13 protein-coding genes are annotated in these 14,285 nt (G+C 74.5%); 10 read left to right on the top strand and 3 right to left on the bottom strand.

Annotated features, from left to right (window positions below; translation table 11 throughout):
- Positions 1-421: 421 nt before the first annotated feature.
- The 7 genes from ACZ6EM_RS03425 (at position 422) to ACZ6EM_RS03455 (ending at position 6,904) form a co-directional block, all read left to right on the top strand.
- Entirely contained in the window at positions 422-2,926 is a 2,505-nt protein-coding gene (locus ACZ6EM_RS03425; RefSeq protein WP_465771517.1) for a cyanobactin maturation protease PatG family protein, read from the top strand.
- Positions 2,927-2,994: 68 nt separating this feature from the next.
- Complete coding sequence (locus ACZ6EM_RS03430; RefSeq protein ID WP_452181070.1) at positions 2,995-3,177, top strand: hypothetical protein; 183 nt, start codon at positions 2,995-2,997, stop codon at positions 3,175-3,177.
- 67 nt (positions 3,178-3,244) lie between these two features.
- Positions 3,245-3,436: a hypothetical protein gene (locus tag ACZ6EM_RS03435; RefSeq protein ID WP_452191532.1), complete on the top strand. Its 192-nt coding sequence runs from the start codon at positions 3,245-3,247 to the stop codon at positions 3,434-3,436.
- Between the two features lie 112 nt (positions 3,437-3,548).
- Positions 3,549-3,899 carry a hypothetical protein gene (locus tag ACZ6EM_RS03440; protein ID WP_452180630.1) on the top strand — a complete coding sequence of 117 codons (351 nt, stop codon included), beginning with the start codon at positions 3,549-3,551 and terminating at the stop codon, positions 3,897-3,899.
- 42 nt (positions 3,900-3,941) lie between these two features.
- Positions 3,942-4,133: a hypothetical protein gene (locus tag ACZ6EM_RS03445; RefSeq protein ID WP_452180629.1), complete on the top strand. Its 192-nt coding sequence runs from the start codon at positions 3,942-3,944 to the stop codon at positions 4,131-4,133.
- A 178-nt stretch (positions 4,134-4,311) separates the two neighbouring features.
- On the top strand, positions 4,312-4,581 hold the full coding sequence (locus ACZ6EM_RS03450) for a hypothetical protein (RefSeq protein WP_465771518.1): 270 nt from the start codon (positions 4,312-4,314) through the stop codon (positions 4,579-4,581).
- A gap of 16 nt (positions 4,582-4,597) precedes the next feature.
- Positions 4,598-6,904 carry an SAM-dependent methyltransferase gene (locus ACZ6EM_RS03455; RefSeq protein ID WP_401054162.1) on the top strand — a complete coding sequence of 769 codons (2,307 nt, stop codon included), beginning with the start codon at positions 4,598-4,600 and terminating at the stop codon, positions 6,902-6,904.
- Positions 6,905-6,967: 63 nt separating this feature from the next.
- On the opposite strand, the gene ACZ6EM_RS03460 is transcribed toward ACZ6EM_RS03455, so the two are convergent.
- Positions 6,968-7,837 (bottom strand): PIG-L family deacetylase, encoded by an 870-nt coding sequence (locus ACZ6EM_RS03460; protein WP_452180626.1) that lies wholly within the window; start codon positions 7,835-7,837, stop codon positions 6,968-6,970.
- Positions 7,838-7,951: 114 nt separating this feature from the next.
- Complete coding sequence (locus ACZ6EM_RS03465) at positions 7,952-8,623, bottom strand: hypothetical protein (RefSeq protein WP_452180625.1); 672 nt, start codon at positions 8,621-8,623, stop codon at positions 7,952-7,954.
- Between the two features lie 172 nt (positions 8,624-8,795).
- On the opposite strand from ACZ6EM_RS03465, the gene ACZ6EM_RS03470 reads away from it, so the two are divergent.
- The 3 genes from ACZ6EM_RS03470 (at position 8,796) to ACZ6EM_RS03480 (ending at position 12,917) form a co-directional block, all read left to right on the top strand.
- Positions 8,796-9,224 carry a hypothetical protein gene (locus ACZ6EM_RS03470; RefSeq protein ID WP_465771519.1) on the top strand — a complete coding sequence of 143 codons (429 nt, stop codon included), beginning with the start codon at positions 8,796-8,798 and terminating at the stop codon, positions 9,222-9,224.
- Positions 9,221-12,001 carry a tetratricopeptide repeat protein gene (locus ACZ6EM_RS03475; protein ID WP_465771520.1) on the top strand — a complete coding sequence of 927 codons (2,781 nt, stop codon included), beginning with the start codon at positions 9,221-9,223 and terminating at the stop codon, positions 11,999-12,001. The genes ACZ6EM_RS03470 and ACZ6EM_RS03475 overlap by 4 nt, the downstream gene beginning before the upstream one ends.
- A gap of 100 nt (positions 12,002-12,101) precedes the next feature.
- Positions 12,102-12,917, top strand: coding sequence for an SAM-dependent methyltransferase (locus tag ACZ6EM_RS03480; protein ID WP_465771521.1), 816 nt, complete (start codon positions 12,102-12,104; stop codon positions 12,915-12,917).
- 64 nt (positions 12,918-12,981) lie between these two features.
- Here ACZ6EM_RS03480 and ACZ6EM_RS03485 read toward each other — a convergent pair whose 3' ends face one another.
- Positions 12,982-14,061, bottom strand: coding sequence for an inosamine-phosphate amidinotransferase 1 (locus ACZ6EM_RS03485; RefSeq protein WP_452180622.1), 1,080 nt, complete (start codon positions 14,059-14,061; stop codon positions 12,982-12,984).
- Between the last annotated feature and the right edge of the window lie 224 nt (positions 14,062-14,285).

Here is a 14,285-nt window from a genome sequence, read left to right on the forward strand (position 1 = left end):
GTCCGGCCCCGGACCACCGTCGCGCGTGCGTCGCACGGACGTTGTGACGGCGTCACGGTGACGCCGCCCGGGCGTCACGGCCGTCGTCGCCGACCGTGACGGCGACGCCCCGCAGTCGACCGGCCGACACCCTAATGGGCCGCCCCCGAACGGGTGTTGGAGAAGCCGCCGCTCCGCCGTGGGCACCCGGCCCGGTCCGCGGGACCGCCGGCGGTCACGGCGCGTGCACCGACCGGGCCGTGACGCGGCGAACGGCCGCGGCGGATCCGTCACGAGGACGCGACGCGTCCGCGACGGCGCTCCCGCGCCGGCCGTGACGCTCCCGGGCACACCCGTGCGACGGCCGCCCCGTTGACTGGCACCACCTGCTGCCCGGCGGAGCGCACCCGAAGCCCCGCCCGACACCGGAAGGCGATTCCCCATGAAAGCCAGATCGGTGCTGCACGACGTCCGCACCCCCGAGGACGGACTCCTCGGCGACCCGGCCGTGTGCATCGCCGTCCTGGACGGTCCCGTCGACCTGTCGCACCCCTGTTTCGAGGGCGCGGACCTCACCCGGCTGGACACGCTCGTCGCCGAACCGGCCGGCAACGGCCCGATGTCGCTGCACGGCACCCACGTCGCGAGCCTGCTCTTCGGCCGGCCCGACGGTCCGTACGCCGGGATCGCCCCGCGCTGCCGCGGACTGGTCCTGCCGGTCTTCACGGACGCGGGCGAAGGCCGGGTGCCGCAGCTCGACCTGGCCCGGGCCGTCGAACGCGCCGTGCAGGAGGGGGCGCACATCATCAACATCAGCGGCGGCGAAGCCGGCACGGACGCCCAGCCGGACCCCATGCTGGAGCGGGCGCTGCGGCTGTGCGACGACAACGGGGTCCTGGTGGTCGCGGCCGTCGGCAACGACGGCTGCGACTGCGCCCAGGTGCCGGCCTCCGTCCCGACGGTGCTCGCCGTCGGCGCGGCCGGACCCGACGGCGAGCCGCTGGACATCAGCAACTGGGGCTCCGCGTACGCCACCCACGGCGTGCTCGCCCCCGGGAGCGACATCGAGGGCGCCGCCCCGGGCGGGGGCGGCGCCGCCCTGACCGGCAGCAGCTTCGCCACACCGCTGGTGGCCGGGGTCGCCGCCCTGCTGGTCGCCGCGCAGGTACGCGCGGGGCGCCCGCCCGACCCGCGGGCGGCCCGCCGGGCCCTGTTGCGGGGCGCGCGGTCCGTGCCCTGCGCACCCGCCGACGCACCGGAGTGCCGGCGCCGGCTGGTCGGCCACCTGGACGCGGCCCGGGCCTACGAGCTGATCACCCGAGGAGACCTGACGGACCGGCCGGCCACTGCCGGGACCACGGCGGACGGCACCCGCCGCACCACCCTCCCCCCCGAGGTCGGGGCCGCCGCGGCCGGCGCACCCTCGCTGCTCGGGGCCTCCCCTTACGACTCGCACGAGGGAGCCAGCACCATGGACACCCAGAGCGTTCCCGTCGCCACCGCCGAGGCCGTTCAAGCCCCCCAGGTCGCACCGGCCGCGCAGGCCGTACCGGGCCCGGAGGCCGTCCAGGCCTTCCAGGCCGCACCCGCCGCGCAGACCGCACCGTACGAAGCCCTCCCCCCGGCCGCAGCCGCCGGGGTGACGGGCGCCACCGCCTCGGGCGCCCAGCCCGCGGGCGCCCCCGCCGTCCCGCCGCCCATGCCACTGACCGCGCCCACCGTGGCCGCGCCCCCGCCGTCCACCGGCGCGACGGTGTCCGGCCAGGCCCCGGCGGCCCCCTGCGCGTGCCAGGGCGGCGGGCCCTCGGGGGCCGGGCTGCCAGGGGCCGTGCCGTCGGGATCCGTGCCGTCGGGTGGCGCACCCTCGGGCGGCGGCGTCCGGCCCTCCTGTGCCTCCACCAACAACCGCCCGCTGGTGTTCGCGATCGGCCAGGTCGGCGTGGACTTCCTGACCGAGGCCCGCCGGGACAGCTTCCGCCAGCTGATGGACCCCGTCGAGGTGCCGGTCGAAGGCAAGCCCGATGTGACGAAGGAACTGCCCGCCAATCCCTACGACGCCGACCAGCTGCACAGGTACCTGACCGCCAACCCGTGGGCCTCCGACAAGGTCACCTGGACGCTGAACCTGGAGAGCACACCCGTCTACGCGATGGAGGCCGAACCCGCGGCGGGCATGGACTGGACCAGCAACCCCCTCGTGCAGCTCGGGTCGAGGGCGGAGGTGGAGGCGATCGTCAACGACCGCAGAAAGCTCGCGGACGCCCTGCTGGCACTCGCCGCGCCCGCCGCCCCGGTGTCCACGATCTACCGGTCCTTCCGGGACGCGTACCTCGGCCAGCACAAGTTCACCCAGGACGAGGACGGCTACATCTCCCGGATCTCGATACCCGGCCGGCTGACCGACCGGACCGTACGGCTGTTCTCCGGACAGGTCGTACCGGTCGTCGAGGTCAAGAGCCGTGGCGTCTACATCTGGTACCAGAAGCAGTTGGTGGACGCCGTGGTGAAGGCCGTCATGCACCAGGCGCACCACGATTCGCTGACGGTCGACGAGACCTACGTCCGCAAGACCATGGACGCGTTCCTCGACAAGGTCTACTACCAGTTCCGCAACCTCGGGCAGACCTCCGCCGACCGGGCGCTGAACTCCGCCGGGACGAACGCGTTCTCGATCGCCGGCCCGATCAGCAAGGCCATGCTGCTGGGCCAGAGCGTCCCCAGCACCGTGACGGAGTCCGGCAAGCCGATCTCCCTGTACTGCATCGACACCATCTCCGTAGCGAAGAGCCCGTACTGCCGCATGGGATCGGACTGCCAGGACGTGAAGGTGACCTTCTTCGACCCCGAGGACGACCGGCACGCGCGGGTCTCCATGCTGTTCACGATCGACGTCAGCGACGAGTTCCCCGTCACCCTGGCGCCGGCCCACCAGTTCCTGGAGTCCTGAGCACCCGGCACCGTCGGTGTCCACGCCGACCGCACGCCCCCACACCACCCGTCAGGAGGAGACGGATCATGAAAACCCCCGCAGGGCTCCCCAAGCCCACGCCGAGACTGCCGGTCCTCGCACCACCGGTCCGCCGGGACGGCCGGGACGAGGCCGGAACGCTGTCCGGCAGCCCGGGCGTCGTACCGGCCCGGTCGGCCTGCGCCGGCCTCACCGGCCCGGCCCGGGGCATGTGCTACGCGGCCCTCTGACGCCCCGCCCCGACGGGCCCCGCCGAGGACGGAGTGCAACCAGCACGACGAGAAGGGATGAGCAGAAATGACCAACGAAGAATTCCGTGAGGAGCGCCGGACGTGGACCCCCACGCCGCAGCTCCCGAAGCTGGCGGAGCCGGTGGACCGCACCCGCCGCACCGGCGGCGCCCTGGGCAATACCCCCGGCGTCGAAGCCGACTTCGACTGGGGCAGGCTCGCAGGCACCCTGGCGAACGTGGCCTCCAGCATCTTCTGATGAGGCACCCCGCGCCGGCGACGGGCCCCGAAGGGTCCGTCGCCGGCCACCCGCCCGGTGACGCCGCCTCGTACGGCCGACCACCGGAGCACCGAACAGGAGAGAGAGGACCATGTACGAGCAGCCGCCGCCCCAGGTGCCGCCGATCGACCGCACGGTCGGCTACGACGCGTACCTGAAGGTGTACAAGGAGACCGTCGACGTCGGCGACGACCGGAACGCGGCCGCGCGCCCCGTCCGGGCGCCCGTCGGATTCACCGGCGGCCCTCGGCCGACCAGCGTGGTGGCCCCCACCTTGAAGGAGGGCGCCGATCCCACCGAGCACCCGACCACACTGATCATGGACGGCCCCGGGGGGATCTACGGCCCCAGCTTCGCGGACCCGGCCCCCTGGGCCTGCGGCGGCGCCCCCACCCCCGGCTGCCTGCCGCCCCCACCCCCCGCCATCGGAGGCCTCTACTGAACCCTGCCAGCCGTCCCCGTACACACGAAGGGAAGAGCAACCATGACCATGGAAGACGTCCGCGAGGAACACCGGGTGTGGTCCCCCACCCCGCAGCTCCCCAGACTGGCCCCTCCGATCGACCGCACCGGCCGCACCGGCAGCGCCCTGGGCAACACCCCCGGCGTCGAGGCCGACAGCTTCTGGGACATCGTCAAGACCATCGCCCCGATCGCCGCCAGCGTGCTGCTCTGACGGGATCCCCCCACGGACACCTCGTCCGTACCGTGCCGGCCGCGCGGCCCATCCGCCGCCCGGCCGGCACTCCGCTGCTCCGCAGCTGCCCGGTCGCCCGACCCCCTGTCCGGCCGAACGTCCGTTCAGTAGCATGAACCCGCCTCCGCCCGCGGCCCCGAGGGGACGAGTGACCGCCATGACCACCCTGACCGCCAACACCCCGCCCGTCGACGTCGTGGACATCGACGTGGACATCGACCTGATCCTGGACGACGACGGCGGCACCGTCGCGGACGCCGCCACGGCTCCGGGAACCCTCGCGTCCGGAGCACCGGTGCTGATGACCCCGCCGCAGAGCACCCAGGCCGTCTTCGAGTTCGACCCGCCCGTCCAACTCGACCCGCCGCTCCTGGTGGACGCGCTGCCCCCGCAGGTCACCCAGATGGTCACCGGCGACGACCGCTGAAGGCCCGCGCCGCCGCATGGACCCCGACCGCCGCTCCGCGCACCGCTACACGCGCCCCTTCGACCGCTTCCCCTCCCGCCGCGAGCACCAGGCCCGGTGGGCCGAACTGTCCCGCGCGATCGCCGCGGCCGGCCCGCCGGGCGGTGAACCGTCCGAGCAGAAGGGCGAGTTGACCGTCCTCGGCTCCGGCATCGAGGCCGCCGGCTTCACCCGCGCCGACGAGCGGTTGCTCCGCGAGGCCGACCACGTCTTCCACTGCGTGGCCGATCCCGCGACGATCGTGCGCATCAACGCCTGGCGCCCGGACGCCTACGACCTCGGCGTCCTCTACGACGACGCGAAGGACCGCTACCTGACGTACGTCCAGATGTCGGAGGCGGTCCTGCACTTCGTGCGGGCCGGGCGCCGGGTGGCGGCGGTCTTCTACGGCCACCCGGGCATCTTCGTGCTGTCCAGCCACCGCGCCGTGCGGATCGCCCGCCGCGAGGGCCACACCGCCGTGATGCGCCCCGGCATCAGCGCCCTGGACGTGCTCTGCGCCGACCTCGGCGTGGACCCGAGCACCCCCGGCATGCAGACCTTCGAGGCCTCCGACCTGCTGATCCGCGGACGGCGCCTCGACCCCGGCCTGCACCTGGTGCTCTGGCAGGTCGGCATCGTCGGCGAACTCGACTACCGGCGCGCCGGGTTCACCAACCGCCACCTGCCCGTCCTGCTGGACCGGCTGGAGGAGGTCTACGGGCCGGACCACACCGTGGTCAACTACATCGGCGCCCGCTACCGGGGCCTCGACCCCGTCACCGCCCGGTACACCGTCGCCGCCCTGCGCGACCCGGCCGTGCAGCGCACCGTCACCAGCGCCTCCACCTGGTACCTGCCGCCCGCCGTCGCCGCCCCGGCCGACCCGCGGGTGCTCGAACGCCTCGGCCTGCTCGAACCCGGCCGGACCGTCCGCCCGCCCGACGGCCCGCTGCGGGTCGTCGACGCGTACGGCCCCCGCGAACTCGCCGCCCTCCGCGGCTTCGCCGACTTCCGCGTCCCGGCCGGCTACCACTGGCAGGAGGACACCCCGGGCGCCCGCTTCGCCCTGGCCCTCGGCGAGGACGGCGCCCTGCGCGAGCGCTACGTCCGGGATCCCGCGGCCGCCGTCGCGCACTGGGCCCCGCCGGACCTCGGAGCCGACGAACGCGCCCTGCTGGCCCGGCGCGAGGACCTGGCCCTGCAGGCCGCCGCCCGGGGCGTCCCCCGGCGGCCCGGGCCGGAGGCGGCACACCGGCTGCGCACCCTGCTCACCCGCAAGTCGGAGGCCCGCCGGCTGGCGCGGGACGGCGCGGCGGGCTGGCCGTCGATCCGGCGGGACCTGGACTCCGTCCTCGCCGGGGCCCTGTACCCGTGGACGGGCCTGTACGGCACCGCGGACGGCGGCCTCTCGGTCTACGTCCTGGGCCGCGCGACCGACCCGCCCCGGCACCGGGTCCACGTCGACGGCCTCCGGGTGACCGACCCGAGTTACGCCCACGGCGTGCTGCGCTGGCGCGCGGCGGACGGCGGCGTCGGCGGCGAGCTGCGGACGGAGTTCGGCCGCGACGGCCGGCGCCGGCTGACCGGAACCGTCGCGGGCGCGGCGGTGCGCCTGACCGAGTACCCGCTGCCGCAGGTGCCACCGCTCGCCGACCTCGTCGGCGGGTACCGCAGCGAGGGCCTGCGCGTGGACGTCGTACCCGGCGCCCCCGGCTCGGCCCCGCGTCTGCGCGTCACCCTCGACGGCGAACCCGTCACCGCCGCGGTGGTGATCGGACCGGCGGGCTTCGAGGTGGACGGCGTCACCGTCCCCTTCTCCGCGGCCGTGGCGGAGCCCGCCCGTCGCCTGTACGGGGACTACCGGCTGCGGCTGCCCGACCGCCCGGGCGGCGCCCGCCTGGAGGTCGCCGCGGACGGCGTCGTTCTCGACGGCCGGCCCGTCCCCGGGGCCGGGCCGAGCGGACGGCGGCTCGGCTGGCGGGACGGACCGGAGCTCTTGCCCTCCGCCGACCTCACCCTGCTGCTCGACCCGATCACCCTGCACCCGATGCTGCACGGCACCGGCCGGACGGCGGACGGCGAACCGTTCCCGCTGCTCGGCATGGTCCCGGTCGACGGCGAGGCCGCCCGACGGCTCGCCGCCCGGCCGCGGTTCGGCATCCCGGCCGGCCCCTGGGCCCACCTGACGGCGCTCGCCGCCGGGGCGAGCCACGACGGCGGGCTGTTCTGGTGGCACGGCTGGGAGCAGTCGGCCACCGCCCTGCGGACCGTGGAGCAGGCCCTGCGGGACGGCGGCCGGTAGCGCCCGGCACGGACCCGGCCGGCGACGGCCGGGTCCGTACGGACACAGGGACGGGGACGGGGATCAGCGCAGGCCGGCGAAGAGGTCGTCCTCGGGAAGGGCCGCGCCGGTGGTGTCCTTGACCCGCACGAAGGTCTCCACGCCCATCAGCTCGGTGAACCGCTCCTTGCCCATCTTCAGGAAGAAGATGTTCTCGCCCTGGCTGGCGTGCGCGGCCAGGGCGTCGAACTTCCGGCCGCCGAACGCGGTGGTGTCCACCCAGGTGGTGATCTCCTCGTCCGGCAGGCCGATCTCCGACATGTCCGGCATCTCGGACGCCTCCGACTCCTCCGCCGCCCCGGACTCCTGCGCCGCCTCCGGCTCCTCCCAGTCCGCGCCGAACTCGCGCATGACCTCGCCGAACCGCTGCATCGCCGAGCGCGGCGCCGTCGTCCAGTAGACCTTCGGCGTCGGATCGGTCAGCTCCAGCGCCGCCATGGTGATGCGGTGGGCCTGGATGTGGTCGGGGTGGCCGTAGAACCCGTTCTCGTCGTAGGTGACGACCACGTCGGGCCGGTAGTGCCGGATCAGTTCGGCGAGGCGGGCGGCGCCCTCCTCCACCGGCGTGCGCCAGAACGACCCGGGCTCGTCGTTGCTCGCCCAGCCCATCATCCCGGAGTCGGCGTACTCCAGCAGCTCCAGGTGACTGACCTTCAACACCTCGCAGCTGGCCTCCAGTTCCTGCCGGCGCATCGCGGCGACGGCCTCCGGGTCGTGGCCGGGCTCGCCCGGCTTGACCCCTCCCGGTCCGTCACCGCACCGGCCGTCCGTACACGTCACGAGGACCGTGCGGACGCCCTCCGCCGCGTACCGGGCGAGGACACCCCCGGTCCCGGTGGCCTCGTCGTCGGGGTGGGCGTGCACCGCCATCAGCGTCAAGGGCCGGTCAACCATGAAAATCCATCCTCCGATGTGAAAAGTACTCGCCCCAGTCTGCGCCACGGGGCGGGGTCGTCGCCGGGGTTGTCCCGTTCCGCGTCGCGCACCCGGCAATCCGCGAGACAGCCGCTATCCACGCCCGGCGGCCACGGTGACCGGCAGGCCGGCCTCGATGCGGCCCAACAGCCGTCCGCCGTGGACGCCGGGGGTGTCGAAGACGCCCTGGCCGTCGGGGTCGTCGTCGGCGCCGGCGCTCAGGACCTCGGGCACCAGCACCGCCGCCGCGGCGGCGGGCGCCTCGGCGCCGGTGGGCGCCGAGTAGGCGGCGGCGAGGTACGCGGGCGCCAGGACGGGGCCGTGCAGGGTCCCTTCGACCAGGTCGGGCTCGAATCCCGCGGACAGCACCGTGACCCGGGCGTGCAGGTCCCCGTGGACCATGACCAGCTTGTCCGTCATGTTGCCGACGAAGGCCTCCACGTGGACGCTGCCGCGGACCAGCAGCTTGGCGTCACCCTCCAGGTACACGGCGGCCGCCCGGAGGTCGCCCAGCACTATCAGCGCGGAGCAGCCGTCGTCGATGGTGAGGACGGCGCCGCTGACGTCGAGGTCACCGTCGACGACCAGGCCGGTGCCGTCCAGCTCCGCGGCGTCGAGGTCGAGGTGCCCGTCGATCGCCAGGGCGCCGGCGTGGACGTCGTACGACTCCTCGTAGAGGTTCTCGTACGTGGAGACGGGCAGGCCGCGGCGCTCGAACAGGGCGACGGACTCGTCCCAACTGTGCAGCGTGGTGGTGATGTTCATGGGGCAGACTCTGCCATGCGGCACTGTCAGCCGATCGCAACCGGATCGAGACCGATCGGTTCGCCCGTCCCGGACCCGCCGCTCCCTCGGGTTCCCTACGCTGTGGCCGATCCACTGCGGCCGGCCCGCTCCGGCCGGCCGCGTTCGGTCCGGGATTTTCGAGGGGGAGCCCATGGAGCTCGACGCGTTCATGGAACTGGCCGGTCCACCGATCGGCGCCGCGATCGCCGCCTACGGCGACTCGGTGCTGACGCAGGCGCAGGACGCGGCCGCGACGGCCACCGTGGGCCTGGGCACACGCATCCTCCAGCGCGTCTGGAACCGGCGCGACGAGCGGCAGCGCGAGGACCTGGAGACCAACGTCCTGGAGGCGGCGGAGGAGGGCGCGGGCGCGGACGCCCAGGGCGCGCTGCGGCAGGCCGTGCGGCGCACGCTCCACCAGGACCCGGAGCTGCTGGCGGAGCTGGCCGCGCTGCTGGCGCGGGCGCAGCCGGCGCCGGTCAGCATCGTGGTGAGCGGCCAGGGGGCCGTCGTCAACACCGGCAGCAACAGCGGGACGATGAGCAGCAGGACCGTCGTCCACCGGGACGGCACCCGGTGACGTCGCCCACCCACCATTTCAGCGGCGCCGGACAGATCGCCAGCTTCAACAGCTCCAACGACGGCCTGATGGTCACCCAGGTCACGACGATCGTGCTGCCCTCCGAGGCGCTGCGCTCCGCGGCCGACACCCCGGCCGTCGACGTCGTCCACCTGCTCCGGCCGAACGGCCGCTTCACCGGCCGGCAGCGGGAACTGGCCGCGCTGCGGGAGGTGTTGAGCGCCGAACGCACCGGGCCCGGCGCGGCGACGGCGGTGCTCCACGGGCTGGGCGGGGTCGGCAAGAGCACCCTGGCGCGGCAGTACGCCCAGAGCTTCCGCACCGCGTACGACCTGGTGTGGTGGATCGAGGCGTCCTCCCCGGGGGCCGTGGAGGAGGCCCTGGCCGAGATCGCCCGGCGGCTGAACCCCGTGTGGGCCGGAACCGCGCAGCGGCCGGAGCTGACCGCCTGGGCGCTGGCCTGGTTCCAGCACCACACGAACTGGCTGCTGGTGTACGACAACGTCGAGGACCCGGCGCTCCTCGCACCGTTCCTGGGCAGCCTCACCGGCGGGCACCACCTGGTCACCACCCGGCTCGCCGACGACTGGGACGCGGTCGGCGTCGACTCCGGCGACGCGCTGCTCGCACTCGACGTCCTCCCGCAGGAGCAGGCGGCCGAGCTGCTGTGGTCCTGGGTCTCCGAGTGGGACGGGTCCGACGAGTCGCGCTGGGAGGTCGGGCAGCTGGCCCGGGAGCTCGGCGGCCTCCCGCTCGCCCTGGACCAGGCGGGCGCCTACCTGCGCCGGACCCGCACCACGGTCGCCGCCTACCGCGGCCGGCTCGGGCTCCAGCTGTCCAGGACCCCGGCGGGCCGGGACCCGCAGCGCACCGTCGCCAGGGTCTGGCAGGTCACCCTGGCGGCGGTCGCCGAGGACGACCCGGTCGCGGTCGACCTCCTGCACGCCCTGGCCTGGCTGGACGCCGACGGCTGCCCGCGCGACCTGGTGGACCGGCTGGCCCCGGACGAGATCGCGGCCGACGACGCGCTCGGCGTCCTGCACGCCTACAGCATGATCGGCTACGCCTGGCGCGACGTCCGGGTGCACCGGCTGGTCCAGGGCGTGCTGCGCGCCGACGCCCTCGCCCGGCGCCCGGCGGGGGCCGCTCCCCGGGGCCGGTACGAGGCCGAGCAGGCCCTGCTGCGGACCGTGCGTCCGGCCGGGCCCGACCAGGACCCCGACGCCGCCGAATTGGCCCGCCTGGTCGGCCAGATCCGTGCCCTGGCCGCGACCGACCCGCGGGACAGCTGCGACTCGGCGGTGTTCAACCTCTACGCCGGCGCCGCCCTGCACCTGGAGGCCGGGGGGCAGACCACCCGGACGCTGCCGCTGTACGAGGCGTACGAGGCCCAGATCCGGCACGGGCTCGGGCCCGAGCACCCGCTCGCGCTGGTGGCCCGCTCCGCGGTCGCCCGGGTCCACCTCGCGACCGGCCGGCCCGACCGGAGCATCGGGATCCTCGGCCCGCTCCTGGAGCAGAGCCTGCGGGTCCACGGCCCCGGGCACCTCACCACCCTCAACATCCGCAGCAGCCTCGCCTCCACCCACCAGGCCCGCGGCAGCGTCCAGCAGGCGGTCGAGGAGTACGAGAAGGCCGCCGACGACAGCCGGGTCGCCCTCGGCCCGGACCACCTCAGGACCCTCACCCTGCTGAGCGACCTGGCGGGCGCCCACGCGGCCCTCGGCCGGTTCGACCGGGCCATCGGGATCTACGAGGACCTGCTCCGCAGGGACCTCGCCGACACCAGACCCGACGACCTGCCGGGGCCCATGGTCGGGCTCAACGGCCTACGGCTGCGCAACAACCTCGCCGGGGCGTACGAGACCGTCGGCCGCTACCGGCAGGCGATCGCCCTCTACCAGGAGGTGCTGGCCGACTTCGAGGAACTCGTCGGCTCCGAACACCCCGACACCCTCAGCTGTCTGAGCAACCTCGGGTACGCCCACCACGCGGCCGGCGACCTGGAACGGGCCAGGGAGATCTACCAGGACGTCCTGACCCGGCGTGCCGACGCCCTGGGCGAGGAGCACCCCGACACCCTGCTCAGCCGGAGCAACCTCGCCCACCTCTGCCTGACGAGCGGTGACATCGCGACCGGGTTCGACCTCTGCCGCACGACGCTGGCCCAGCGCACCGGGGTGCTCGGCCCGGAACACCCCGAAACCCTGGTCAGCCTCTCCATGCTGGCCTCCGCCCACGACGCGGCCGGCGAGCCGGAACGGGCGCTCCCCCTGTTCGAGGAGGCCCTCCGCCTGCGCCGCGAGGTCCTCGGCCCGGACCACCCGGACACGCTGCGCAGCGCCGGGAACCTCGCGGTCGCCTACCACGGGCGGGGCGAGTCCGCCCGGGCCGTCCCGCTGTTCGAGACCGTGCTGGCCGAACAGGAGCGGCTGCTCGGCCCGGAGAGCCGCGACACCGTGCTCACCCGCAACAACCTCGGGGTGGCCTGCCGGGGCGCGGGCGACCTGGAGCGGGCACGGTCGCTGCTCACCACCGTGCTGGAGCAGCGCACCCAGCTGCTGGGCCCGGACCACCCGGACACCCTCGGCAGCCGGGCCGCCCTGGCCCGGGTGCACGAGGCGGCGGGCGACGTCACCGGGGCCGTCGAGGGGTACCGGGCCGCCCTCGCCGGACTGACCGAGGCGGTCGGGACGGACCACCCCGTCTCCGTCGTGGTGGCGGGCCTGCTGGCCGAAGCGCTGCGCACGCGCGACGATCCCCGTCCGCGGCAGTAGCCCGGCGGGTCGGTAGCCCGGCAGGTCCACGCGTGGTGCCGGGACGGGACGGCTCTCCTACCATCGGGGCGACAGCGGATCCCAGGGACGGGTTGGCCCCATGACCGACGGCACCACCGGGATCGACCGGTCGAAGCCGAGCATCGCCCGCGTGTACGACTACCTGCTCGGCGGCACGGACAACTACGCCGTCGACCGCGAGGTCGGCGACTTCTTCCTCCACGAGCTGCCCGGTTCGGTGGCCATTCCGTTCGCCAACCGCCGGGCCCTGGTCCGCGCGGTGGGCGCCATGGCCGGCGACGGCGTCCGACAGTTCGTCGACCTGGGCAGCGGCCTGCCCACGGCCGAGAACGTGCACCAGGTGGCCCGGCGGCACCGCGCCGACGCCCGCGTCGTCTACGTCGACAACGATCCGACCGTGCTCGCCCACGGCCGGGCGCTGCTGGCCGCCGACCCCCGCACCACGCTGGTCGGGGCGGACCTGCTGGAGCCGGAGGGGATCCTCGGCGACCCCGACGTACGGCGCCTGATCGACTTCGACGAACCGGTGGGCGTCGTCTTCAGCGCCGTCCTGCACCACCTGGAGGATTCCGAGCGGCCCGCCGCTCTCGTGCGCTGGTGGGCGGAGCGGGTGCCCCCGGGCAGCCTGGTCTACATCTCCCACTTCCGCTCCGGCGGGAACGAGGAGACCAGGCGCATGGAGCGCAAGCTCCAGGAGAGCTTCGGCCGCGGCTGCTGGCGCACCGACGGGGAGATCCTCGCCCTGTTCGGCGACCTCGACCTGCTCGCACCGGGGCTGGTGCCCTGCCCGCTGTGGCGTCCGGAACCCGCGCCGGGTGACGGTGGCGCCGCGGCCGAGGGCGGCCTGTCGGTGTGGGAGCGGCTGATCTCCTGCGGGCTGGCCCGCACGTCCTGATCGTCGCGGGCCCCGTCCGCAGGGGCCCGGCCGGCCGCCGTCGGCCGGGCTCCGCCAACCCCGGTCAGGACAGGTAGTCCTCCAGCCCGCCGTCGCGCCGGGTGTCCAGGGTGACGCAGTGGAAGCCGCCGCCGAGTGCCCGGGAGTGCCGCAGCCGGTGCGGCAGGACGGTGATCCCGGCGTGCTCCAGCTGCTTGATCAGGCTCTCCTGACCGGACTCGACGATCGCGGTGTCCGGGGAGACCATCAGCAGGTTCATGCTGATCCAGCTCTCGCTGAGCGCGTGCTCGGGCGTGTCCCCGGTGGGCTCGGCCGGCGGGCACCACAGGATGTCCCAGCCCTTCAGCGGCGCCGGGACGGTCTCCGGGCTGATCCGCTCGGGGTTGAGCAGCACCAGCCCCGGCCGCAGCAGCGCGATGGTGCTGTCGATGTGGGTGTACCCGTAGATGTCGCGCAGCGGGTGCAGCCGCAGGCCCCCGTCGCCGAGCAGGCCGAGGGTGGACTCCAGCCACCGCAGGCCGAGTTCGTTGCCGCTGCGGGAGACCTGGTAGAACACGTCCCGGCCGAGCCGCAGCACGTTCGCGGCGTCGAAGACCGGCTCGGCCTCGCCCAGCAGCGGCAGCCCGTCCGCGTCGGACTCGAAGAGCTCGTCGCCCAGCCGCGGCCGGGGGGCGGCCACCCAGCGCGCGCCGCGGCGCAGGTAGTCCTGGAAGAGCCCGCGCAGGCCGAACACCTCGAAGTAGCGCTGCCGCATCGGGCTCGCCACCTCGATCAGCGTCTCGCCGACCACCAGGGTGAGGTCCCGCGGACAGTAGGAGTGGAAGCCGCCGTCGGCCTCCCAGAGCGGGGAGGCGAACCCGGCCGCGTGGTCGACCGCCTCGGGCCGGTGGACGGTGACGCCGAGGCCGCGCAGGGTGGCCACCAGCGCCTCCAGGTCCTCCTCGGTCTCCTCGACGACCTGCTGGGGGTAGGGGCCCGCCTCGATCGAGGCGAGGTCGGCGGCACTGGTCTTCGGGAAGCAGGACAGCCAGGAGGACGGCTCGGTCTGCTCGGGCAGCCGGGCGCCGGCGGCGGTCCCGACCACGATCTCCCGCAGTGTGGTGAATTCGTCCCAGCTGTGGACCGGACGGGCCGAATCGGACATGGCTCTCCCTTGACACGGGTTTGGGGAAACGCGGAAAGGACGGCGGACGCGACGGCTCGGAACCGCGCGGCTTCGAACCGCACCACAGGACGGCAGCGCCCGGTGGACTCCGAAGGACCGCGGGCCGTCGGCGGAGCGGGGTCCCCCGAACATGCGGAAAACAGCGACGGAAATCGGGACGGATTGATCGCCGGAGCGGCTCCGGCCGACCACGGCGTTACGGG

It is taken from the genome of Kitasatospora sp. NPDC041917 (genome assembly GCF_055589745.1).